Annotated in this window: 18 protein-coding genes; 8 read left to right on the top strand and 10 right to left on the bottom strand. The window is 72.4% G+C overall.

The window, feature by feature from the left end:
* Window positions 1–11 precede the first annotated feature (11 nt).
* The 4 genes from LXN57_RS18760 to LXN57_RS18745 are packed head-to-tail and all read left to right on the top strand — an operon-like array spanning window position 12 to window position 7,097.
* Window positions 12–2,177 (top strand): pectate lyase-like domain-containing protein, encoded by a 2,166-nt coding sequence (locus LXN57_RS18760; RefSeq protein WP_251799469.1) that lies wholly within the window; start codon window positions 12–14, stop codon window positions 2,175–2,177.
* Window positions 2,178–2,224: 47 nt separating this feature from the next.
* Window positions 2,225–3,655, top strand: a complete 1,431-nt coding sequence (locus tag LXN57_RS18755) for a hypothetical protein (protein WP_251799468.1) — start codon at window positions 2,225–2,227, stop codon at window positions 3,653–3,655.
* Window positions 3,656–3,684: 29 nt separating this feature from the next.
* On the top strand, window positions 3,685–4,467 hold the full coding sequence (locus LXN57_RS18750; protein WP_251799467.1) for an FAD binding domain-containing protein: 783 nt from the start codon (window positions 3,685–3,687) through the stop codon (window positions 4,465–4,467).
* Complete coding sequence (locus LXN57_RS18745; RefSeq protein WP_251799466.1) at window positions 4,464–7,097, top strand: molybdopterin-dependent oxidoreductase; 2,634 nt, start codon at window positions 4,464–4,466, stop codon at window positions 7,095–7,097. The genes LXN57_RS18750 and LXN57_RS18745 overlap by 4 nt, the downstream gene beginning before the upstream one ends.
* Here LXN57_RS18745 and LXN57_RS18740 read toward each other — a convergent pair.
* The 3 genes from LXN57_RS18740 to LXN57_RS18730 all read right to left on the bottom strand — a co-directional run bounded on the left by LXN57_RS18740 (window position 7,036) and on the right by LXN57_RS18730 (window position 11,690).
* The gene (locus LXN57_RS18740; RefSeq protein WP_251799465.1) at window positions 7,036–8,991 is read right to left on the bottom strand and encodes an ATP-binding protein; all 1,956 of its coding nucleotides are present in this window, start codon (window positions 8,989–8,991) and stop codon (window positions 7,036–7,038) included. The genes LXN57_RS18745 and LXN57_RS18740 overlap by 62 nt on opposite strands.
* Window positions 8,992–9,099: 108 nt before the next feature.
* Window positions 9,100–11,154 (bottom strand): transglycosylase domain-containing protein, encoded by a 2,055-nt coding sequence (locus LXN57_RS18735; protein WP_251799464.1) that lies wholly within the window; start codon window positions 11,152–11,154, stop codon window positions 9,100–9,102.
* A 152-nt stretch (window positions 11,155–11,306) separates the two neighbouring features.
* Window positions 11,307–11,690: a DnaJ family domain-containing protein gene (locus tag LXN57_RS18730; RefSeq protein ID WP_251799463.1), complete on the bottom strand. Its 384-nt coding sequence runs from the start codon at window positions 11,688–11,690 to the stop codon at window positions 11,307–11,309.
* Window positions 11,691–11,766: 76 nt separating this feature from the next.
* Between LXN57_RS18730 and LXN57_RS18725 the strand changes: the two genes are divergently transcribed.
* Window positions 11,767–12,036, top strand: coding sequence for a DUF2277 domain-containing protein (locus tag LXN57_RS18725; RefSeq protein ID WP_251799462.1), 270 nt, complete (start codon window positions 11,767–11,769; stop codon window positions 12,034–12,036).
* 229 nt (window positions 12,037–12,265) lie between these two features.
* Here LXN57_RS18725 and LXN57_RS18720 read toward each other — a convergent pair whose 3' ends face one another.
* From LXN57_RS18720 to LXN57_RS18705, 4 genes are all read right to left on the bottom strand, one after another.
* Window positions 12,266–12,970, bottom strand: coding sequence for a GntR family transcriptional regulator (locus LXN57_RS18720; RefSeq protein ID WP_251799461.1), 705 nt, complete (start codon window positions 12,968–12,970; stop codon window positions 12,266–12,268).
* Window positions 12,957–13,745, bottom strand: a complete 789-nt coding sequence (gene trpA, locus LXN57_RS18715; protein WP_308206636.1) for a tryptophan synthase subunit alpha — start codon at window positions 13,743–13,745, stop codon at window positions 12,957–12,959. The genes LXN57_RS18720 and trpA overlap by 14 nt, the downstream gene beginning before the upstream one ends.
* 368 nt (window positions 13,746–14,113) lie before the next feature.
* Window positions 14,114–15,265 carry a tryptophan synthase subunit beta gene (trpB, locus tag LXN57_RS18710; RefSeq protein WP_251799459.1) on the bottom strand — a complete coding sequence of 384 codons (1,152 nt, stop codon included), beginning with the start codon at window positions 15,263–15,265 and terminating at the stop codon, window positions 14,114–14,116.
* An 88-nt stretch (window positions 15,266–15,353) separates the two neighbouring features.
* Window positions 15,354–16,481 (bottom strand): LolA family protein, encoded by a 1,128-nt coding sequence (locus LXN57_RS18705; protein WP_251799458.1) that lies wholly within the window; start codon window positions 16,479–16,481, stop codon window positions 15,354–15,356.
* A gap of 103 nt (window positions 16,482–16,584) precedes the next feature.
* On the opposite strand from LXN57_RS18705, the gene LXN57_RS18700 reads away from it, so the two are divergent.
* The 3 genes from LXN57_RS18700 (at window position 16,585) to LXN57_RS18690 (ending at window position 19,434) form a co-directional block, all read left to right on the top strand.
* Window positions 16,585–17,247 carry a response regulator transcription factor gene (locus LXN57_RS18700; protein WP_221381328.1) on the top strand — a complete coding sequence of 221 codons (663 nt, stop codon included), beginning with the start codon at window positions 16,585–16,587 and terminating at the stop codon, window positions 17,245–17,247.
* Window positions 17,244–18,599 (top strand): sensor histidine kinase, encoded by a 1,356-nt coding sequence (locus tag LXN57_RS18695; RefSeq protein WP_251799457.1) that lies wholly within the window; start codon window positions 17,244–17,246, stop codon window positions 18,597–18,599. Before LXN57_RS18700 ends, LXN57_RS18695 begins: the two co-directional genes overlap by 4 nt.
* 79 nt (window positions 18,600–18,678) lie before the next feature.
* Entirely contained in the window at window positions 18,679–19,434 is a 756-nt protein-coding gene (locus LXN57_RS18690) for a YcnI family protein (protein ID WP_251799456.1), read from the top strand.
* 14 nt (window positions 19,435–19,448) lie between these two features.
* Here LXN57_RS18690 and LXN57_RS18685 read toward each other — a convergent pair whose 3' ends face one another.
* The 3 genes from LXN57_RS18685 to LXN57_RS18675 form a co-directional block, all read right to left on the bottom strand.
* Window positions 19,449–20,603, bottom strand: coding sequence for a tetratricopeptide repeat protein (locus tag LXN57_RS18685; protein WP_251799455.1), 1,155 nt, complete (start codon window positions 20,601–20,603; stop codon window positions 19,449–19,451).
* A complete protein-coding gene (locus LXN57_RS18680) occupies window positions 20,600–21,850 on the bottom strand; it encodes an AAA family ATPase (protein ID WP_251799454.1) in 1,251 nt (416 codons plus the stop codon). Before LXN57_RS18680 ends, LXN57_RS18685 begins: the two co-directional genes overlap by 4 nt.
* Window positions 21,851–21,932: 82 nt before the next feature.
* On the bottom strand, window positions 21,933–22,910 hold the full coding sequence (locus tag LXN57_RS18675) for a C40 family peptidase (RefSeq protein ID WP_251799453.1): 978 nt from the start codon (window positions 22,908–22,910) through the stop codon (window positions 21,933–21,935).
* Between the last annotated feature and the right edge of the window lie 56 nt (window positions 22,911–22,966).

The following is a 22,966-nucleotide window of genomic DNA, read 5'->3' as shown; positions in this document are numbered from 1 at the left end:
GGCGAGGAAGCATGAAGCGAAGAATCCTGGCCGCCGCGATCGTCGGCCTGGCCACCACCGCCGTGGGGATCATCGGCGTCACCGCGGCGGAAGCGGCGACGACCGGCACGATCACCAGCTCGGCCAACGGCAAGTGCCTGGACGTGACGAACGGCAGCACGGCCAACGGCAACCAGCCCCAGATGTGGACCTGCTCCCCCGGCGCCAACCAGACCTGGACGCTCGGCGACGACGGCTCGCTGCGCGGCCTCGGCAAGTGCCTCGACGTGGCCAACGGCGCCACGACCGACGGCGCGGTCGTACACCTGTGGGACTGCTTCAGCGGGCTGACCAGCCAGCAGTGGACCCTCAACGCGGCCCGGGACCTGGTCAACGTCAAGGCCGGCAAGTGCCTCGACATCACGAACAACAACCTGGCCGACGGCGCGAAGCTGCAGCTGTGGACGTGCGGCGGCGGCGCCAACCAGAAGTGGACCATGAGCGGGACCGGAACCCCTCCGCCGACGACTGTGCCGCCGAACCCGAACAACCCCGATCTCGGGCCCAACGTGACGGTGTTCGACCCGTCGATGTCGTCCGCGACCATCCAGAACCGGCTCAACACCGTCTTCAACCAGCAGGTCGAGAACCAGTTCGGGACGCAGCGGTACGCGCTGCTGTTCAAGCCGGGCAACTACACCAACGACGTCAACGTCGGCTTCTTCACCCAGGTCGCCGGTCTCGGCCTCAACCCCGACCAGGTCACCGTCAACGGGCACGTGCACGCCGAGGCCGACTGGTGGCACGACGGGTCGCAGAACGCCACCCAGAACTTCTGGCGGTCGGCCGAGGGGCTCAGTGTGACCCCGCCGGACGGGCTGGACCGCTGGGCGGTGTCGCAGGCAGCGCCGTACCGCCGGATGCACGTACGCGGGAACCTGGCTCTTTCCGACGGGGGCTGGTCGTCCGGCGGGTTCATCGCCGACTCGCGGATCGACGGGCAGATCCAGTCGGGCACCCAGCAGCAGTTCCTCACCCGCAACACGCAGATGGGCAGCTGGAGCGGATCGAACTGGAACCAGGTCTTCGTCGGCTCGCCCGGCGCACCGGCCCAGAGCTTCCCCGACCCACCGTTCACGACGATCGGCTCGTCGCCGATCGTCGCCGAGAAGCCCTACCTGTACGTCGACCAGGCCGGCGCGTACCAGGTCTTCGTGCCCGCCCTGCGCAGCAACGCGAGCGGCACCACCTGGGCCAACGGCAACCCGGCCGGGGCGAGCCTGCCGATCAGCACGTTCTACGTCGTCAAGCCCGGTGACACCGCCACGACGATCAACGCGGCCCTCGCGTCCGGCAAGAACCTGCTGGTCACCCCCGGTGTCTACAACCTCAACCAGACGCTGAACGTCACCCGGGCCAACACGGTGATCCTGGGTCTGGGCCTGGCCACCTTCGTCCCGACGGGCGGCGTGAACGCGATGCGGATCGCCGACGTCGACGGGGTCCGGCTGGCCGGGGTGCTCTTCGACGCCGGCACGACCAACTCCGACGTCCTGCTCCAGGTGGGACCGGCCGGATCGTCGGCCTCGCACGCGGCCAACCCGACCGTGCTCAGTGACGTGTTCGTGCGGGTCGGCGGGTCGATCGCCGGCAAGGCCACGGTCAGCGTCGAGGTGAACAGCGACAATGTGATCGGCGACCACGCCTGGATCTGGCGGGCCGACCACGGCAACAACGGCACGGTGGGCTGGAACGTCAACACCGGCCGCAACGGGCTGATCGTCAACGGCGACGACGTGACGATGTACGGCCTGTTCGTCGAGCACTACCAGCAGTACCAGACGATCTGGAACGGCAACGGCGGGCGGACGTACTTCTATCAGAACGAGATGCCGTACGACCCGCCGAACCAGGCCGCCTGGATGAACGGCTCCACCCGGGGCTGGGCCGCCTACAAGGTCGCCGACTCGGTGAACACGCACGAGGCGTGGGGGCTGGGCAGCTACTGCTTCTTCAACGTCAACCCGTCGGTCGTGGCGGCGCGGGCGTTCGAGGTGCCGGTCAAGCCGGGCGTGCGCTTCCGGGACATGGTGACGGTCTCGCTCGGCGGCACCGGGACGATCACGAACATCATCAACAGCACCGGGCCGACCGTGAACGGCGCCCGGCAGATGGCCCCGCTCGTCAGCGGCCCGTAACCGGCAAACCCGCTCCGCGGTCCGGCGCCGTCGATGACCATGAGGACATGCGTCCCCTGCTACGCGTGGAATCGACGGTGCCGGCCGCCGGCCTGGTGACCTTTCTGCTGGTCTTCGGGCTTTTCGGCGGCCCGTCCGACCCCGCGCCGGCCGCGCGCTGGGTCGGGCTGGGCGTTCTTCTGGCGCCGGCGGCCATGGTGTACGCCCAGCGGGGCGCAGCGGCCTGGGCCGCGATCCTCGGGGCGGTGCTGTGGACCCCGCTCGCCACCGGTTTCCCCGCCGTCCTCGCCGTCTGGGCGTATGCGGCGGTCGCCGTCCTGGTCGCCCGCCTCGACGCTGCCCCGGCCGCGCTGCCCGTCCCGCACCGGCGCCCGCCACCCCCGTACGCCCTTCCCCACGTCGCCGCCCCGGCTGAGGTCGGCGGCTTCGCGCTGCTCGTCGCCTCGGCAGCCGGGGTGGTCTGGGTGGGTGTCGACGACGCCGCGGTGCCCTGGCTGGCCGTCACCGTCGCCGCCTTCGGGCTCGGGTGCGCGCTGCTGACCCGGGCCGTCCGGGCCCAGGCCGCGCTGCGCCGCCTGTTCACCGCGCCGCAGCCCGTGCATGCGGTGCGGGCTGTCGAGCAGGAGGGCTACGTGCACGTGCTGCTCCCGTCCGAGGACGGGAGCACGGCCCGCGAGTTCGCCTTCGACGTGGCCGAACCGGAGCCGCGGCACGACGAGAACGACGTCCACACCGAGGCCGCGGTCCTCTTCGGCGACCCGCGCGAGGGCTCGTGGTGCGCGCTCGAGGTCGGCGAGCGGCTGCACGTGCCGCTGGGCCCGGTCGGCCCGGTCATCGAGGTGCCGTACGACGTGGTCGAGGGCCTGCCGCGCGAGATCGAGGACGACGAGGAGCAACTGGTCGACCCGGACGCGCTGCGCCCGGCCGACCGCGACGCGGACGCCTTCCAGCCCCGCGAGCACCGCATCTCGCCGCGCCGGGCGTGGACGGCCACCGTCGCCATCGGTCTGGGCGCGGCGCTGGCCGCGGCCGAGGTGTGCCGGTTCGCCGGGCTGCCCCGCACCACGCTGATCGTCGTGGCCGCCCTGGCCGCCGCGGCCGGCTACGAGTACGCGTGGCGCTCTCAGCTTCGGCCCCGGCTGCGCTGGCACGTGGGCGGCGTGGCGTCGGTCGGCTTCCGCGAGCGGACCCGCCAGCCGTGGGCGACCGACAGCGCGATCGTGCACGACGACGAGGGGACCGTGGTGCTGACCGCGGGCGAGGCCGTGCTCAACGTGCCCGTGCCGGCGCCGTGGCCGTCCCGCTCCCACCAGCGCACGGCCGATCAGCTGGTGGCGGCCCTGCGCGACACCCGCATCCGGGCCCTCGAGATCAGCCCGTTGCCGCCTCCGCCGTGGATCGACGCGCCGCGCCGGCCGGCCGCGCTCCTCCTGCTGTGGGCGGCGACCGTCGCAGCAACGACATCGATCGTCAGGTAGCCGAAACACGACGCGCGTAACGTACGGACGTGGACCTGAACACCGTGGCCGAAGTGATCAGCCCAGCTCAGGTGGGCCAGTGGCGGCCGGGCGACGCGTGGCTGGGCGGCGGCACGGCCCTGTTCGGCGAGCCGCGCCCCCATGTGACCCGCCTGCTCGACCTGACGACCGCGGGCTGGCCCGCCCTGACCTGGCTCGACGACGGCCTGGAGGTCGCCGCCACCTGCACCATCGCCGAGCTCGCGGCCAGCGGCCACGACATCGCCGAGAAGTGCTGCCACGCGTTCCTGGCCTCCTTCAAGATCTGGAACGTGGCTACCGTCGGCGGCAACCTGTGCGCCGCGCTGCCGGCCGGGCCGATGATCGCGCTGGGGGCCGCCCTCGACGGCACCGTGCTGCTGCAGGGGCCCGAGGGCGACCGCACGGTGAAGGTGGCCGACTTCGTGACCGGCGAGGGCGCGACCGTGCTGGGCGAGGGCGAGTTGCTGCGCTCGATGCTGCTCCCGGCCGAGGCGTTACGCTCCCGCACCGCGTACAGGCAAGGTTCTCTGCATGCCCACGGCCGCTCGGGGGTGCTGGTGATCGGGCGGGTGACCGGCGACGACGGGCTCGTCGTCACGGTGACCGCGGCGACCAGGCGCCCGTACGTGCTGACCTTCGCCGAGCGCCCGGGGGCCGAGCTGGTGCAGGTGGCGCTGGCCGAGCGGATCCCGGACGACGCCTACGTCGACGACGTGCACGGGCTGCCGGCGTGGCGGCGGCACCTGACCCGGCTCTACGCCGAGCAGGTGCGCGCGGAGCTGGCATCATGATCATCAACGGCGCCGAGCACGACGGCGCGCCCCGGCCCGGCCAGTGCCTGCGCACCTACCTGCGCGAACAAGGCTGCTTCGGGGTCAAGAAGGGGTGCGACACCGGCGACTGCGGCGCGTGCACCGTGCACGTCGACGGCGTGCCGGTGCACTCCTGTGTCTACCCGGCCTTCCGCGCGGCCGGCCGCAGCGTCACCACGATCGAGGGCCTGGCCGGCGACGACGGCCTGCACCCGGTGCAGCAGTCGTTCCTCGACGCGCAGGGCTTCCAGTGCGGCTTCTGTACGGCCGGACTGATCATGACGACGGCCGCGCTCACCGACGACCAGCGCACCGACCTGCCGCGCGCCCTCAAGGGCAACCTCTGCCGATGCACGGGCTACCGCGCGGTCGCCGACGCCCTCGCCGGCCGGGTCAACGTGGCCGAGCCCGCCCCCGGCGCGGCGGTCGGCGCCGACCTGGGCGCGCCGGCCGGCCCCGACGTGGTGACCGGCCACGCCCGCTACACGTTCGACCTGGACGTCCCCAGCGTGCTGCACCTCAAGGTGCTGCGCTCCCCCCACCCGCACGCCCGCATCCTGGCCGTCCGCACCGAGGCCGCCCTGGCGGTGCCCGGCGTCGTGCTGGTGCTGACCCACGCCGACGCGCCGGCCAAGCTGTTCTCGACCGCCCGGCACGAGCACCCGACCGAGGACCCGGCCGACACCCGGGTGCTCGACGACGTGGTGCGCTTCGCCGGTCAGCGGGTGGCCGCGGTGGTCGCCACCAGCGAGGCCGCCGCCGAACAGGGCTGCCGGGCGTTGGCCGTCGAGTACGAGGTGCGGCCCGCCGTCCTCTCCCCGGCCGAGGCGATGGCCGAGGGCGCGCCCCAGCTGCACCCGCTCAGCGAGGGCAACGTCGTCGCCGAACGGCACGCCGAACTGGGCGACGTCGAGGCCGGTTTCGCCGCGGCCGACGAGGTGTACGAGGAGACGTTCCGGACGCCCCGCGTGCAGCACGCCAGCCTCGAGACGCACGGCGCGGTCGGCTGGCTCGACGACGACGGCCGGTTGGTCATCCGCACCAGCACGCAGACACCGTTCCTGACCCGGCGCGCGCTCGCCGTCCTCTACGACCTGCCGGAGGAGAAGGTCCGCGTGATCGCCGGCCGGGTCGGCGGCGGGTTCGGCGGCAAGCAGGAGATGCTGGTCGAGGATCTGGTGGCGCTGGCCGTGCTGCGGCTCGGGCGGCCGGTCCGGCACGAGTACACGCGGGCCGAGCAGTTCACGTCGGCCACCACCCGGCATCCGTTCACCGTCACCGTCAAGGTGGGGGCGCGCGCCGACGGCTCGCTCACCGCGCTCGCGCTGCGCGTGGTCTCGGACACCGGGGCGTACGGCAATCATGGGCCCGCCGTCATGTATCACGCCTGCCACGAGTCGATCGCCGTCTACCGCTGCGCGAACATGCGCACCGACGCGTGGTCCGTCTACACGAACACCGTGCCCTCGGGCGCGTTCCGCGGCTACGGCCTCGGGCAGGTGTCGTTCGCCGTCGAGTCGGCGCTCGACGAGCTGGCCCGCCGGCTCGGGATCGACCCGATCGACCTGCGCGAGCGCAACGTCGTCCGGCCCGGCGACGACCTGACCGCGCCCGGCGACCACGTCGACGACCTGACCATCGCCTCGTACGGCCTCGACCAGTGCCTCGAGCACATCCGTACGGCCGCGAAGTCGCCGGCGGAGCAAGCGCCGGCAGGGTGGCTGGTGGGCGACGGCATGGCGATCACCATGATCGCGGCCGGGCCTCCGGGCGGGCACTACGCGGACGCGACGGCGACGCTGCGGCCCGACGGCGGCTTCGAGATCGCGGTCGGCACGGCCGAGTTCGGCAACGGCAGCACGACCGTGCACGCCCAGATCGCGGCCGACGCGCTCGGCACCACCCCCGGCCGGATCACCGTGCGGCAGTCCGACACCGACCTGGTGCGGCACGACACCGGCGCCTTCGCCTCGACCGGCGTGGTCGTGGCGGGCCGCGCGGTGCTGGACGCCGCCCGCGGCCTGCACGCGCTGCTGGTCGCCGGCGCCAAGGGGGCCGCGCTGACCGAGACGGTGCTCAAGGAGCTGGCGGCGCGGGCCGGTCGGCCGCTGAGCGCGCAGGGGCACTGGGCCGGCAGTCCGCGGTCGGTGGCGTTCAACGCGCAGTGGTTCCGGGTCGCGGTGGATCCCGACACGGGCGAACTGCGGATCCTGCGCAGCGTGCACAGCGCCGACGCGGGCACGGTGATCAACCCGCTGCAGTGCCGAGGTCAGATCGAGGGCGGCGTGGTCCAGGCGCTGGGCGCGACGCTGGCCGAGCACGTCGACATCGGGCCGGACGGCCAGGTCACGACGGTCGGCCTGCGGCAGTACCACCTGCCGACGTACGCCGATGTGCCGCACACCGAGGTGCTCTTCGCGGACACCGACGACGCGATCGGGCCGCTGGGCGCCAAGTCGATGAGCGAGAGCCCGTTCAACCCGGTGGCGCCGGCGCTGGCCAACGCGGTGCGCGACGCTACCGGCGTACGGCTGACCGACCTGCCCCTCACCCGGGACCGGATCTGGTGGGCGCTGCGAGCGTCGGGATCAGCGGCAGAGTCATCGTGAACGTGCTGCCCCGGCCGAGTTCGGAGCGCGCGGTCACCGTGCCGCCGTGGTCGCTGACGATGGTGCGGACGATCGCCAGCCCCAGCCCGTTGCCCTGCACGGCCTGATCCATCGCGTTGGCCGCGCGGTGGAAGGGCGTGAACAACCCGGGCACGTCGTCGGCGGGGATGCCGATGCCGGTGTCGGTCACCGTCACCATGGCGCGCTCGGCGGTGCAGTCGAGACGGCAGTCCAGGCGCCCGCCGGGCGCGGTGAACTTGACGGCGTTGTCGAGCAGACTGCGCAGGGCCCGTTCCAGCTGGACCGCGTCGCCGCGCACCCAGGCCGGCTCGGTGGCCAGCGTGCAGTCCAGCCCCTTGGCCCGCGCCGAGACCTCCAGCGCGGCGTGCACCTCGCCGACCAGCCGGGCCAGGTCGACCGGAACCGAGGCGCCGCCGCGCTCGACGGACCGGTCGAGCAGCAGCAGGTCGGACACGGTGGCTTCGAGCCGGTGCGCGTTGCGCAGGATCGCAGCAACGCCCCGGGCCTGGGCCGGAGTCAGCCCACGGCCGTGTTCCTCGTCCTCGGCCAGCATCTCGCCGTAGCCGAGAATGCTGGTCAGCGGCGTACGCAACTCGTGCGTGACGGTGGCGACGAAGACGTTCTTCTGCTCGTCGAGCACCCGCAGCTCGTTGATCAGCCGGGCCTGGCGCAGCCGCAGCCGCTCCTGATGGGCAGCGTGGTCGATCTCGCGGGCCAGCCCGATGAGCAGCCGCCGATCCTCCTCCGGCCACTCCGGAAGGTCCGGTCGCACCACGCAGATCAGGCCGGGCGGGCAGCCGGCGTCGCCGCTGAGCGGGACGACGAGCGCCCCCGGCAGGCCGGCCGGGCGCACCGAGCCGCCGGGCGCGCACGACCGTGCCTGGTCGACCACCGACTGGTCGAGCGGTTCGGCCCCGGCCGGCCAGTCGACCTCGACCGGAAGCCCGGCCTGGACGGTGATCCGGCTGTGCACGGATGCGGCGTTCAGCGTCGTGCCGATCAGCTCGGCGATCCGAAGGCCGGAGCCCGACGGCTCCAGCGACTCCTGCAGCTCGTGGCTCACCGCCTGGCGCAGCTCGCTGCGGGCGGCACGGGCCTGTTCGGCGCCGCGCAGGCGCTCCGTCTCGGCGGCCAGGTCGTTGAGGGTGCCGGCCACCGCGCGCAACTCGTCCGGGCCGGACGGGACGACGCGGGCCGACAGGTCGCCGTCGGCCAGGTGGCGCACCGTGAGCCGGATGTGCTCGAGCGGCACGAGCAGGTGCCGCTGATGCAGCAGGGCTAGGCCGAAACCGGCCAGCACGACCAGGGTGGCCAGGCCGGCGAAGAACAGGGCGGCCAGCTGGGACCGGGCACGGGCGGCGGCGCCGGCGCGCTGCTCGTAGCTCTCGACCGCGGCGAACACGTCGGCGTTGGCCGTACGGAGGCGGTCGAACAGGTCCTTGCCGCGCAGCGCCCGGGCCCGGTCGGCGTCGGCCACGCCGGCGTTGAGGATCGGGATCGCGTATCCGTACAGCCAGTCCTCGGCGGCCCGGCGCTCGAGCTGCAGCAGCCGGGCCGTCTCGTCGTCGAGCGGGTCCTCGTCGAGCCGCTGGAGCGCGCTGAACGCCCCGGCCCGGCCGCTGATGTAGGGCTCGAGGAAGGCGGTCTCGCCGGTGGTCTGGAAGCCGCGGACGCCCGTCTCGGCGTCGGTCATGTACTGCAGCACGGCCCGGTTGGTGTCCCGGGCGACCTCGACGCGCTGGGTGACCTGCTCGTACCGGACGCGCTGGCGCTCGGTGACGGCGAAATGGGCGACGAGCAGGGTGAGGAACAGCAGGAGCAGCGCGGTGAAGCCACCGGCCACGCGGTACTTGAGCTGGGCGAGAACTCTCATGCCGGCGCGTCGGGCAGCTGGTGCTCGTGCCGAGCGGCCGGTCGTCGCTGCTCAGTGGCGGCGGTCACACGCTTCAGTTCGGCAGGAAACCGCCGCTTCCTGAGCGAATCACCCGCCGTACGCCGTGGTGCTGTCCGGCGGGGTGAAACCGTCGTATCCGGCGCTGCCGACCGCGGCGCGCAACGTTCGCCCGACGGCCGTGACCACGCGCGCCTCGACCCCGCTGCCGACCCGGTCGGCCGGGTTGACCGGGTCGTTGGCGATGCCGGCGGCCGCCACGGTGGGGGTGAAGCCGACGAACGTCTCGGTGCGGTTGTCCTCGGTGCTGCCCGTCTTGCCGGCCACCGCCAGGCCGCCGAACATGCCGGCGACCTGCTCGGCCGTGCCGCCGTCGCATGTGCCGTACGCGCTCTGCTGACCCACCGGGCAGCGGGCGGCATCGGCCGCGGCGCGCGCTGTCTCCGGGTCGAGGACCTGCTTGCAGGTGCTGCTGATCGGCGTCCGCCGGCCGTCCGGCGCGGTTACCGAGGCGACCGGCAGCGGCGCGCAGTAGGCGCCGTCGGCTGCCACCGTCGCGTACGCGGAGGCCAGCTCGAGCGGGGTCGTGTCGATGACGCCGAGGGTGAAAGCGCCCCACGAGTCCGGGCTCTCGGCCAGCTTCGCGTCGGACGGCGCGCTGAAGCTGATGCCCAGCCGCCGCGCCATGGCGACCACGGCTGCCGGGCCGACCTGCTCCTCCAGGTGCACGAAGTACGTGTTGACCGAGCGGCCGAACGCGTCCCACATCGTGCGGTAGCCGTCCATCCAGCCCGGGTTGTCGTTGCCGGGGCAGTACCGGCCCCCGCAGTTGCCGGGCCCGTCGTCCGACCACTCGGTGACCAGCTTCGAGGGCGAGTCGTAGCCGGAGTCGAGGGGCAGGCCGGCTTCGAGCGCGGCCAGCATCGTGAACATCTTGAAGGTCGAGCCGGACGGATAGCCGTTGATGCCGCTGCCCCCGCTGACCAGCGGGTTGACGGTGTTGGTGATCGATTTCGCGGTGCCGAACCGGCGGTTGACGGCGAGCGCGAGGACCTTGCCGGTGCCCGGCTGGACGACGGCGATCGGCAGGGTCTTCCTGTCGTCGAGCCCGTAGACCCGGCGGGACTGCTCGGCCGCGACCTTCTGCACACCGGCGTCGAGCGTGGTGACGACGGTGTAGCCGCCGCGGCGCAGCGCGTTCTCGCGTTCGGCCCTGGTCGCGCCGAACTGGGGCTGGGCGTCCCACCAGCGTTGGAAGTAGTCGCAGAAGAAGCCCCAGCCGTCGGCCCGCCCGGTGGCGTCGACACATCCGTTGGGCTGGGTGGCGCCCGAGTAGGTGAGCTTCTCGGCGGCCGCCTTGTCGTGCTGGGCCCGGGTGATCTGGCCGGCCTTGAGCATCGCGTCGAGCACGTACCCCTGGCGCACCTTGGCCGCGGCCCGGTCGCCGCCGATCGGGTTGTCGGCCTCGGGCGACTGCACGATGCCGGCGATCAGGGCCGCCTGGGCCAGGTCGAGCCGGGCCGGGCTGACGCCGAAGATCCGCCGGGCGGCGGCCTCGATCCCGTACGCGCCGTCGCCGAAGTACACGATGTTCAGGTAGTTCCGCAGGATCTGCTGCTTGGTCAAGTGGCTCTCGAGCTCCACGGCGTACTCGATCTCGCGCAGCTTGCGGCCCGGCGTGTCCTCGGTCGCCTGGGCGCGCTCGGCGGCGGTCAGGCTCGGGTCCTCCTTGAGCACGTTGCGCACCAACTGCATGGTGAGCGTCGAGGCGCCCTGCCCGGCGCGGCCGCTGCGGGCGTCGGAGACCAGCGCGCGGGCCACGCCCTTGAGGTCTACCCCGCCGTGCTCGTAGAAGCGGGTGTCCTCGGCCGCGACGATCGCCTTCTGCATCACCGGAGCGATCTGGGCCAGCGTGACGTCGTGCCGGTCCTCGTCGTAGAACGTGGTGATCAGCGTCCGGCCGTCGTTCGCGTAGACCCGGGTGAGCTGGGCGGCCGACGGCTTCAGCAACGGGGCCGGAAGCTCGGCACGCTGACGACGGCTCCACTGCGCCCCGGCCCGCAGCACGGCCCCGACCGGGATCGCGGACAGCCCGAGCAGGGCTCCGACCAGCACCAACAGGCCGCCGAGGCGGGCCGCTCGCATCATCACCACCAAGTCGTTAACACCGATTTCTGAGAGCACCCTGGATTTCGAGACCCCTGGCCGATCTGCACGGGTGGTGACCCTCACACGCCCGGCCGGTGTTCCGGTCGCCGTGCCGCAGATCGTCGCCCTGGCGCCAACGGCCGGTTCGGTCAGCGGCGTTCCCACCAGGCGGCGACCACGCTGTCGGCGTCGAAGGGCCGGAGCACGACCGGCGGACCGTCCATCAGGCCGACGTTGGCCTTGCCGATCCGCCCGTTGAGGTCGGCGACGTGGTCCCGCACCTCACGCTCGGAGCGCAGGCGGTCGACCGTGTCGTCGAGGTCTTCGGTCTCACGCCGCAGGGCGAGGGTGGCCGGAATGACGGCGGCGGTGGCGCCCTCACGCTCCAGCCAGTCCTTCACCCACCAGTCGTCCTCATACTCTGCGCCGTGCCCACGGAGCGGCTCGCCCTTCCCGGGCAGATCGTCGAACTCCCCGCGCTCAGCCGCCTCCCGCAGCTGCCGGTCGATCGACGACTCGTACCAGTGCGCCATGAGCCAATCGTATTTCGTCGTACCCCTGGCGTAACTTGGCAAGAGTCACACCCCAGCCTTCCGGAGGTCGTCCGCCGTGTGCCGCAACATCCACCAGCTGCACAACTTCGAGCCGCCCGCCACGCGCGACGAGATCCACGCCGCCGCCCTGCAATACGTCCGCAAGGTCGCCGGCAGCACCCGCCCGTCCCAGGCCAACCAGGCCGCCTTCGACCAGGCCGTGGCCACGATCGCCGCCGCCACCGCCGCCCTGCTCGACGAGCTGACCACCGCCGCCCCGCCGAAGAACCGCGAGGTCGAAGCGGCCAAGGCCCGGGCCCGAGCCGAAAAGCGCTACGCCAGCTGACGCGAGGCCGCTGACGCAAGGCGAGCTGACCGATGCGAGCTGGCGCACGGCCAGCTCAAGCAATGCCAGCTGACCGATGCGAGCTGGCGCACGGCCAGTTCAAGCAATGGCAGCTGACCGATGCCGGCTGACGCGCGGCCAACTCAAGCAATGCCAGTGACGCACGGACGGCTGAACCGACGCGCGCTGAGGCAAGGCCGGCTGACCCGGCGGTCGCGGCCCGGTTTCGTTACGCCAGCTGGACCCACTGCATCGAGAGGCCGCTCACTTCGCGCTCGGTGCGGATCTCCATCATGGTGCCGAGGATGGTGGCCCGGTCGACCACCAGCGCCTGGTCGTCGAGGCCGTAGGTGACCCGCTCGGAGAGGAACGCGGGCGTGCCCACGGGCTGGCGCAGCAGTGCGGCGGTGGCCTGGTCGAGCAGGCCGGGCCGCACGGCCTCGCTCGCCCGGTGGACGGCGATGCCGTGCTCGGCCAGGGCGGCGTAGAGCGACACCCCGCTGAGGTCGGCCTTGGCCAGCTCCAGTCCGTAGACCCACGAGACCTGGTGCACGGCGGGGTGACCGGCGAGCAGCCGCAGACGCTCCAGCCGCACGGCGTGGAACGTGTCGCCGAAATGCGCCGCCGCCCACGCGGGCGGCTGGGCCACGGTCTGCTCGAGGATCTGCGTGGCGACCAGGCGCCCCTGGGCGTGCAGGTCTTCGGCGAAACCCCGCAGCGAGTCGAGCCGGTAGGCAGCGCGCGGCTCCGCCACGAAGGTGCCACGACCGGGTTGCTGGGAGAGAAGGCCATCGTCCTCGAGCTGCTGGAGGGCCTGCCGCAGCGTCGCCAGCGTGACGCCGTAGCGCGCGCTCAGCTCCTTCTGCGGGGGCAGCGCCGACCCCGGGGACAATTCCCCGCCCCGGATCTTCGTGCTCAGGTCATCGGCGATCACCCGATACTTCGGCGTACGCGGTGCGGTCAGCGGAAGCCTCCTCGTCTGATGCGTCAAGGGCGCTACGCAACGCTGCCACCTCAGCCCCCAGCTGCTGCGGCGTGGCCCCGTCCAGCACCCTACGCATCAGGGCCGACCCCACGACAACACCATCCCCCACCCGGCCCGCCGCGGCGACCTGCTCCACTCCCGAGATCCCGAACCCCACCAGCACCGGCACCCTCGCGACCCGCTTGATGCGGGCGACCACGGTGGCGGCGGACGAGGCGAGGGAGTCACGCTCGCCGGTGGTGCCCATGTGGCTGATCGCGTAGAGGTAGCCCCGGCTGCGGGCGGCGATCTCGGCGAGCCGGTCGTCGGTCGTGACCGGGGCGACGAGCAGAGTCAGCTCGATCCCGGCGGCGGCCGCGGCCGCCTCGACCTCGCCGGCCTCGTCGAGCGGCAGGTCGGGCACGATCAGGCCGCGGAGCCCCGCCTCGGCGAGCTGCCGGCAGAAGACGGCCGGCCCCGGGCGGAAGACCAGGTTGGAGTAGGTGAAGGCGATCAGCGGGACGCGCACCCGGTGCCGCACGTCGTGCAGCTCGCGCAGGATTCCCGCGACGGTGACGCCCCGGGCGAGGGCACGGTCGGAGCTCTGCTGGACGGTGGCCCCGTCGAGCATCGGATCGGAAAACGGCAGGCCGATCTCGATCGCGTCCGCCCCGGCGTCCTGCAGGGCGAAGAGATACTCGAGCCAGTTCTCAGTCACGCCGGCGGTCAGATACGGCACCAGCAACTTGCGCGGTTGCCGACCAGCGCCGGGCCTCGCCCAGGCCTCCAGCGGATCGGGCGTCTCCGGCCGAACGGAGGCGCCTCCGTCGGGCGCACCGGCGGCCCGCCGGCTGTGAAGGCTCCTTGGCTCCGGCGATTCTGCCGCCGGGCGATCGTCCCCTCGATCCGTTTCGCTCTGCTGCCGGCCGTAGAGGTCGCCCACCGCGGGCCCTCCGTCGAAATCGGGCGACGCCGCGCGCGCGTGAAATCCGCCCACCGCGCGCCCGCCACGAGTGCCGGACGCTTCCCGCAGCGCGGGGGGCGGGGGTTCGGCGAAGGGCCGGTGGTTGGCCGGATGAGCCGGGCCCAGCAGGCTGCGACCTGTGGTGGCGGTCATGCGACTGCTCCCAGGGTGGCCATGTCTTTGTCGCCGCGGCCGGAAAGCGTGAGCACCACGCGGGAACCGGTGGGAAGCAGTGGCGTGCCGGCCTCGCGCAGCACCCAGGCCACCGCGTGGGCCGATTCGAGGGCGCAGATGATGCCCTCGGTCCGGGCCAGGCGCCGGACCGCCGCCACCACCTCGTCGTCCTTCACCGAGTGGTATTCGGCTCGGCCGATGGCGCCGAGGTGGGCGTGCTCGGGGCCGATGCCGGGATAATCGAGGCCGGCGGCTATCGAGGCGGCCTCGGCGACCTGACCCTCGGCATCCTGCAGGACCATCGAGCGGGCGCCGTGGACGACGCCGGGCGCGCCGGACGACATGGCCGCGCCGCCGGCGGCCTCGACGCCGATCAGGCGAGCGGAGGTGTCGGCGAAGCCCGCGAACGTGCCGGCCGCGTTGGAGCCGCCGCCGACGCAGGCCACCACCACGTCGGGCACCCGGGTGACCTGGCGGCGGGCCTCGTCGCCGATGACGCGCTGCAGCTCGCGAACCATCCACGGATAGGGATGGGGGCCGCCGACGGAGCCGAGCAGGAAGTGGGCCTCGTCGACGTCGGCCACCCAGGCGCGCATGGCCTCGTTCGTCGCGTCCTTCAACGTACGGCTGCCGGTGGTGACCGGGACGACGCGCGCGCCCAGTGTGGTCATGCGCAGGACGTTGAGCTGCTGCCGTTCGATGTCGCGCTCACCCATGTAGACGGTGGCCTCGAGACCGAGCAGCGCGGCGGCGGTGGCCGCGGCGACCCCGTGCTGGCCCGCGCCCGTCTCGGCGATGATGCGGCGCTTGCCCATGCGGCGCGCCAGCAGGCCCTGGCCGAGGACGTTGTTGATTTTGTGGCTGCCCGTGTGGGCCAGATCTTCGCGCTTGAGCATCAGCTCGATGCCGACCTCGGCGGAGAGGCGACGGGCCGGGCTCAGCGGTGTCGGGCGGCCGGCGTAGACGGCGAGCAGATCGTCGAGCTCGGACCGGAACAGCGGGTCGGCCCAGGCCGCCCGGAAGGCCGCGGCCAGCGCCCCGCAGGCGGGCACCAGCGACTCGGGAACGAACCGGCCGCCGAAGTCGCCGAAGCGACCGGCGGCCGGCTCATCGATCAGGGTGGACATGCCATCGCCTCCAAAAGTTCTAGAACTCTCGAAGGCAGTGTTGCATAACGCCGACGAGAGTTCTAGAACTATTTGGGGTTGATGACGGTTACTTCTTGGCCGCCGCCGCGTAGAGCGACTCCGGCGCGACCGCACCGGCGAAGACCCGGCCGTCGTCCGTCAGCAGCACGCTGAAGAGCGATCCGCTGAAGATCCGGCCCTTGCCCCACGCGCCGCTGGCCTCCGGCAGCATGCCGAGCAGCCCCTCAGCCTCCGCGGAGGACGAGGACGACGAATCGGCCGGCAGCTTGGCGGTCAGGATCGACGCCCAGCCCTCCCCGATCACCTTCGGCCCGTCGGAGGACGAGGCGGTCGCCGGCGGCATCGCCTTGCCGTGCTCCTTGGCGGCCTTCTCGGCGTCCTTCTCGAGCTGGCCGACGTTCGACTCGGTCACCTTCGCGCCGGGCGGCGGGTTGAAGGCGAACTGCTGCGCGTCCGGCGTCTCGAAGCTGATCTGCGTGAACGCCACCCGGACGGCCGGGCTGGTCGCGTTCTTGGCGTAGACGTCGACCCGCAGCGGGATGTGCTTCTCGGCGTCGATCGCCAGCCGCACCTGCCCGATCAGCGACTCGGTCGCCTTGGGGCTCAGCACCAGCTCGTACGCGTCCCGGTCGGCGACCTTGGCCGCGCCGGTCGTGGTGACCTTGGTGCTGTCGTCAATCGCCGCCAGCGCCGCGTCCGCCGCGTCCTGCGGCGTCGTCGGCACGCCGGTCGGCAGCGCCTGCGGCTTCTTACCCGCCTCGGCCGGCACCTTCAGGTGCGTGGCCTTGTTGCCGTCGCTCTGCCAGAGCCACACGTCGGACCCGTTGCGGATGACGTCGGTCTGGCCCCCGGTGCCGACCAGGGCGAGGCGCGCCTTGTCCTCACCGGCGTACCAGACCCGCGCGGTGTTGCTGCCCGCGATGAGGCTCACGAGACCGGCGTCGGCCGACGCCCCGTCGGTGATCCCCTGGATCTTGGGCAGACCGAGATCGGCACTCTGCACGATGGTGCCGGACAGTCCGTCGACCTTCGCATTCTGCAGGTCGACGAGCAGTTGTGCCGCGCTGCGCTCGGGCAGCGCGGGGTCGGCGCTCGCCACGATCGTCCCCGCCGCGGCGCCGCCGCCGATGACGACCACTGCCGCAGCCGACGGCACGAGCCAGCGCAGTGCCGGCCTTGACCTGAACACGGACACGATGTCCACCTCCCGTTGATCTGCCACAAGAGTGCGTCATCGCCGCTGTGACCGGGCTGAGAGCCGCCCCTAGGGGTTGCCCCTCGCATGCCAAGGTAATGGGGTGCGGTTGCTGGTGGTTGAGGACGAGGCGCGCCTGGCGGCGGCGCTTCAGCGTGGGTTGCAGGCCGAGGGTTTCGCGGTCGACGTGTCGGGCGACGGGCAGGACGGGCTCGAGATGGCCCGGCACGGCGGCTACGACGCCATGATTCTCGACGTGATGCTGCCCCGGCTGAGCGGCTATCGGATAGTGCGGCAGCTGCGGGCCGAGCAGAACTGGGTGCCCGTGCTGATGCTGTCGGCCAAGGACGGGGAGTACGACCAGGCCGACGGCCTCGACTGCGGGGCCGACGACTACCTGACCAAACCCTTCTCGTACGTCGTTCTGCTGGCCCGGCTGCGGGCGCTGCTCCGCCGCGGGGTGCACGAGCGGCCCACGGTGCTGAGCCACGGCGACATCGAGCTCGACCCGGCCGAGCGCCGCGTGACCGTGGCCGGCGCGGAGGTCCAGCTCACGGCGCGCGAGTTCGCGTTGCTCGAATATCTGCTGCGCCGCCCGGGCCAGGTCGTGAGCAAGATCGAGCTGCTCGACCACGTGTGGGACGCGGCCGACGAGACCGCGCCCAACGCCGTCGAGGTGTACGTGGGCTACGTCCGCCGCAAGATCGGCCGGGAACGCCTGGAGACCGTGCGCGGCGCCGGCTACCGGCTGGCAGCGATGCCGTGAAGCGCCCGAGCGAGATCAGCCTGCGGGCCCGGCTCGTCCTGGTCTCGGTGCTCGGGCTGACCGCGGGGCTCGCCCTGGGCGGGGTCGTGCTGGTCGGGGTGCTCAACTTCGCGCTGCTGCGCGCGGTCAACACCGAGGCGCTGGAGACCGCGCGCGGCGTGGCCAAGCTGGTCGACCAGAAGTCGCTGAGCGAGCGCATCGAGGTCAACCCGGCCATGCAGGTGCAGGTCATCGACGCTCAGGGGCGGGTGCTGGCCCTCTCGCCGGGCGCCGACCGGCTGACGCCGATGCTCTATCCGGACGAGTTGCGCGATCTCGCCGACGGCCAGGTACGTGACATCCCGGGCAGCCGGATCGGGCTGGTCGGCGGCGGCGCGCGGGTGGTGATGGTTACCGCGGGGCCGCCCACCGACCCGGTGCGCGTGCTGGTCGCGCGGTCGACCAACGACCTGAACCAGGGCGTGCACATCCTGCGGCTGGCCCTCGTGGTGACGTTCCCGCTGCTGATCGCGCTGCTGGCGGTGGTGCTGTGGCGGGTGCTGGGCGCCGTGCTGCATCCGGTCGACGCGCTGCGGGCGGGGGCCGAAGAGATCACCGGGGGTACGCGGGAGGGACGGCTGCCCGTGCCCGAGTCCCGTGACGAGATCCACCGGCTCGCGGTCACCCTGAACGGCATGCTGCACCGACTCGAGTCGGCCCGGGTGCGGCAGCGCGCGTTCGTCGCCGACGCTGCGCACGAGCTTCGCAGTCCGCTGACCAACATGCGTACGGAACTCGAGGTCTCGCAGCGACTGCCGGACACCGACTGGCAGGCGTTGTCGCACGACCTGCTGACCGACGTCGACCGGCTCAGCCGGCTCGTCGACGACCTGCTGCTGCTGGCCCGCGCGGACGACGGCGGCGGCCGGGCCATCTCGGCGCCGTTCCGCTCGGTCGACCTGGGCTCGCTGGTCGGCGACGTGGCCGACCGCTACCCGTCGGTGACGTACGTGCGGCCGTCGGCGCCCATGGAGGTCACCGGCGAGCCGGACGCGCTGGGCCGCGTGGTCGCCAACCTGCTCGACAACGCCGTGCGGCATGCCAAGTCGCAGGTCCGGGTGACCGTGACGGCACACGGAACGTACCGGCTGATCTCGGTCACCGACGACGGGCCGGGCATCCCGGCGGCCGACCGCGAGCGCGTCTTCGACCGTTTCACCCGGCTCGACGACGCGCGGGCCAGGGACGCGGGCGGCTCCGGGCTGGGCCTGGCGATCGTCCGTGAGCTGGTACGACGGCACGGCGGTACGGTCGGGCTGGCCGGCGCCGACCCGGGGCTGCGGGTCGACGTACGGCTGCCCGCACTTCGGTGAGAATCGCCGGGAACCAATCCGCGGCGGGGAGCGACCAACGTCGAATGCCCTGAATCCCCCTGCGGAAGGTTCGACAAGGATGTCCCTCATCAAGCGCTCGGCACTGGTGGGCGCGGCCGTCGCCGGCCTCACCCTCGCCCTGGCCGCGCCGGCCGCCGCCCACGTCACGGTGAACCCCGACACCGCGGCCGCGGGCGGATACGCCAAGGTCACCTTCCGGGTGCCCAACGAGTCCGACACCGACTCGACCACCAAGGTCGAGGTCAACCTGCCCGCCGACAAGCCGGTCGCCTCGGTGTCGGTCAAGCCGATCACCGGGTGGGACGTGGCCACCACCGTCTCGAAGCCGGCCAAGCCGCTCGAGGCGCACGGCGCGCAGGTCACCGAGGCGGTCTCGAAGATCACCTGGACCGCCAAGGCCGGCTCCGAGGTCAAGCCGGGCCAGTTCCAGGAGTTCGACGTCTCGCTGGGCCCGCTGCCCGAGTCGGGCGAGATGGTCTTCAAGGCGCTGCAGACCTACTCCGACGGCACGATCGTCCGCTGGATCGACGAGCCGACCACCGACGGCACCGAGCCCGAATCGCCCGCGCCGGTGCTCAAGATCGGCGCCGCGGCCGCCGAGGGCAGCGACACGGCCGCCGCCGCGCCCACTGCGACCGCCGTGGCCGACGCCGAGACCGCGGACGTCAAGGGCTCGGACGGCTCGAGCGCGTTCGGCATCGCCGGGCTGGTCGCCGGCGTGCTGGCCCTGATCGTCGCCATGCTGGCCTACGCCCGGTCGGGCCGCCGCCCCGAGGCCGCGGCCACGCCGGAGAAGCCCGCCACCGGCAAGTGATCGACAAGGGGGCGTCATCCGTTGCCGCGGGTGGCGTCCCCGTCTTTCCAGGTGTCGCGCAGGTCCGTCTTGGTCGTGCGCCACCAATCACGCAGCTCGTCGGCCCAGTCGCGCAACGCCTGGCGGCTGCCCGGGTCGTCGAGGCCCGCGCCGAGCAACTCGACCATGCTGAGCAGCCACAACACCGGCGTCGCGGCGAGCGCGAGCACAGGCAGCGGCCACCAGGCGACCCCCGCGTACAGGGCGAGCAGCAGGACGGCCGTGCCGGTGAGCGCGAGACCCGCGATGTCGGCCCGGCGCATCAGCCGCGGCAACAGACGCAGGCAACGCCACGGCAGCCGCCCCGCCGGGATCAGCACCCGGGCCGCGAAGCCGGCCATCACCGCCGCGAGCACCGCCGCCACCAGCCGCGCGAACGTTCCGGCCGGCTCCCACCACCAGGAGCCGATCACCAGCAGCACGCAGACCAGGGCCGCGCTCGCCGCCAGGCCGCGCCGCAGGCCGCTCAGCACGCCGCGGATCGGCCAGGTCATCGACACGATGTCGGCCCGCCCGGGATGGTCGCGGGCCACCTCGCGCAGCGCCCGCATCGAGCGCCGGACCTTCAGCCGCTCGGCGTCCAGCATCGCGGTCAGCCAGCGCCCGTACGCGTTGTCGGGCTCGATCGCCAGGGCCGCCCGCGCCGCCGCCAGGGCCACCTCACGGTTGCCCGCGTCCCGCTCCACGTCGGCTACCGTGAGCAGCCCCTCGACCGACCGCGGATCGAGTGAGCGCCCGTGCGCAGCCGCAACCCGGGCCGCATCGAACTGCCGCCCCGCAGCCAAGGCCCGGGCCAGTACGAAATGTCCGGATGCCGACGACGGTGACAGGCGCACAGCCTCGGTGGCCGCCTGAACCGCGTCCCGGATCCGGACCATCAGGATCAGGTTCTCCGCGCGTTCCCGGTGCGCGTCGGCCAGCGTCGGGTCCGCCGCGATGGCCGCGTCGGCCACGGACAGAGCGCCCGCGTAGTCGCGCCGCAGCCGCAGCACCGACGCGAGAAGCGTGAGCAGCCATGCGTCAGCCGGCGCTGCGGCGAGACCGGCGCGGGTGATCCGCTCGGCCTCGGCGTAGTGCCCGACCTCGGCCAGTTTCTGAGCCCGCCAGTACACGTCTGGCGGCGAGCTCACCGCCGGCGCTTCTTGAGGTAGGCGGCCAGGTCGTCGTACTCCCCGGACTCGTTGGCGAACATCGCCACGTTGCGGGCGGTGACGAACCAGCCGTCGGTGGACGGGCGGATCTCGCGGACCGCGGTCAGCATGTCCTGCTGGTTGATCATGCGTATCTCGCCGCTGGTGATGGAGTCGCGCATGGCGAACTCGGCCGCGGTCTCGCACACGTGGGCCAGGTCGGCGCCCGAGTAGTTCTCGGTGGCGTCGGCCACCCGGCTCAGGTCGACGCCGGCCACCGGGCGGTCGCGCAGGTGGTACTGCAGGATGGCGGCGCGGGCGGGCTTGTCGGGCGGGAGCACCAGCAGCGTACGGTCGAGGCGCCCCGGACGGCGCAGGGCCGAGTCGATGTCCCAGGGGGCGTTCGTCGCGGCCAGCACGAAGACGCCGTCGTTGTTGCCGTCGACGCCGTCGAGCTCGGTCAGCAGCTGGTTGACGACCGTGCGCATCGACGACGAGTTGAGCTGGCTGCGCTTGTGCCCGAGCGCGTCGATCTCGTCGAGGAACAGCACGCACGGCGCGTGCCCGCGGGCCGAGTCGAACAGGTCGTGCAGGTTGCGCTCGGAGCTGCCGATCCACATGTTGAGCACGTCGGTGATCGAGAGCGAGATGAAGGCGGCGCCCATCTCACCGGCCACGGCGCGGGCGAGGAACGTCTTGCCGCAGCCGGGCGGTCCGTACAGCAGCAGGCCGCCGCGCAGGGACTTGCCGAACAACGTCCGCAACTTGGGGTTCTTCAACGGGCCGAGGAACGACACCTCGAGGCGCTTCTTGACCTCCTGCATGCCGCCCACGTCGGCCAGCGTGACCGTGGACCGCTCGACGTCGAACGTACGGTCCTCGTGGCCCTGGACGGGCTCCGGCTCATGCGAGAAACGCGGCGGCACGATGTCGCCGAGGTCCTGTTCCATGGCGGCCCAGTCGACGCCCTGCTGGACCGGGGCGGGCGTGCCCAGAGTCTCCTCAGCCGGGGCGGGCGTGCCGAGAGTCTCCTCAGCCGGGGCGGGCTTACCGAGAGCGGACGTCATGAGCTTCTGCGCGGTGACATTGCCCGGCTCGCGCGCCAGCACCTGGGCCGCATGCCCGATCGCCTCGGCGCCCCGGCCCGCGCCCACCAGCAGCTCGGCCAGATGCAGGCGAAGGGTCAGATCTTCGGGACGGGCCTCGACGGCCGCGGTGAGGCTGTCGATCAGGGGCGAGTCGCTCATGACAGCGAATTATGCCCGCGCCGCCTTTGACGACGAGAGGCCGCCGGGCAGGCGCCCGGCGACCTGTCGCGAAACACAGAACTCAGCCCGGTCGTCGATAACCCGCGATCGGGCCCCGGTCGATCGTCGCCATCCGCACATGGTCGCCCGTGTGCGGCGCGTGCACCACCATGCCGCCGCCGATGTAGAGGGCCACGTGATGGAGGCTGCCCGGGTAATAGAACACCAGGTCACCCGGTTGGAGCTCGTCCTTGGAGACGGGCCGGCCCTGGGTCCACTGGTCCTTCGTGTAGTGGTCCAGGTGCACCCCGACACTCGCCCACGCCTCCTGGGTCAGACCCGAGCAGTCGTACGAGTTGGGACCGGCCGAACCGAAGACGTAGGGCTTGCCGATGAGGTCGCAGGCCTTCTGCGCGGCCCGGCCACCCTTGTCGTTGGTGTAGTCGACGGGGCACGGACCGAGCCGGAACGGCCCGTCGTTGACGTCGGCCGTGCCGTAGGCCTGGATGCGCAGCTTCTGCAACGAGGTGATCTTCGACTCGATGGCGGTCTTGCGCTTGGCCAGGTCGACGTCGCGCGCGGCGACCGACTTGGTGACCACGTCGAGGTCGGCCTTGGTCGCGGTCAGCTTGTCGCGCAGCGCCGCCACATCCGCGACCTGGGCCCGTTGGTGGCGGGCCAGCTGGTCGAGGTAGAGCAGCTTGTCGGTCAGCCCGGTCGGGGACCCGGTGACCAGCAGCGCGTTGACCGCGTTGGGCGCGCCCTGCTTGTAGGCGTCGATCGCCAGCCCGCGCACCTGCTGCATGGCCAGGTCGACCTTCACCTGGAGCGGCGTGATCTGGGCGGCCAGCCTCTTCTGCTGAGCACGGTTCTTGATCAGCTTGCTGTGCACGTCGTTGTACTGCTCGATGACCGGCTCGAGCTGGTTCCACTGCTTGTCGATCTGCGCCTCGACCGTTCCCGGCGAGGGGGTTGCCTGCGCCACGGCGGGGCCGGAGAAGATGACTCCGGCCGCGGCGAGGGCGCAGACCAGGCTGCGCACTACTGCGGCACGACGCACGGAGGTTGGGTGTCCTTTCTTCCCTCGGCCGCCGGTTCGACGATGGGGGGTCGGCG

This window comes from Paractinoplanes hotanensis (assembly GCF_023717965.1).
Taxonomy (GTDB): Bacteria; Actinomycetota; Actinomycetes; order Mycobacteriales; family Micromonosporaceae; genus Actinoplanes; species Actinoplanes polyasparticus.
Note: the sequence above shows the minus strand (reverse complement) of the source record. Positions and strands in the feature narration are given on the sequence as shown.

What these genes read in the sequence shown, in the direction of transcription:
- LXN57_RS18760 (WP_251799469.1), top strand. Translation starts at nt 12, where the DNA reads ATGAAGCGAAGAATCCTGGCCGCCGCGATCGTCGGCCTGGCCACCACC.
- LXN57_RS18755 (WP_251799468.1), top strand. Translation starts at nt 2,225, where the DNA reads ATGCGTCCCCTGCTACGCGTGGAATCGACGGTGCCGGCCGCCGGCCTG.
- LXN57_RS18745 (WP_251799466.1), top strand. Translation starts at nt 4,464, where the DNA reads ATGATCATCAACGGCGCCGAGCACGACGGCGCGCCCCGGCCCGGCCAG.
- LXN57_RS18740 (WP_251799465.1), bottom strand. Translation starts at nt 8,991, where the DNA reads ATGAGAGTTCTCGCCCAGCTCAAGTACCGCGTGGCCGGTGGCTTCACC.
- LXN57_RS18735 (WP_251799464.1), bottom strand. Translation starts at nt 11,154, where the DNA reads ATGCGAGCGGCCCGCCTCGGCGGCCTGTTGGTGCTGGTCGGAGCCCTG.
- LXN57_RS18730 (WP_251799463.1), bottom strand. Translation starts at nt 11,690, where the DNA reads ATGGCGCACTGGTACGAGTCGTCGATCGACCGGCAGCTGCGGGAGGCG.
- trpB (WP_251799459.1), bottom strand. Translation starts at nt 15,265, where the DNA reads ATGTCCACCCTGATCGATGAGCCGGCCGCCGGTCGCTTCGGCGACTTC.
- LXN57_RS18690 (WP_251799456.1), top strand. Translation starts at nt 18,679, where the DNA reads ATGTCCCTCATCAAGCGCTCGGCACTGGTGGGCGCGGCCGTCGCCGGC.
- LXN57_RS18680 (WP_251799454.1), bottom strand. Translation starts at nt 21,850, where the DNA reads ATGAGCGACTCGCCCCTGATCGACAGCCTCACCGCGGCCGTCGAGGCC.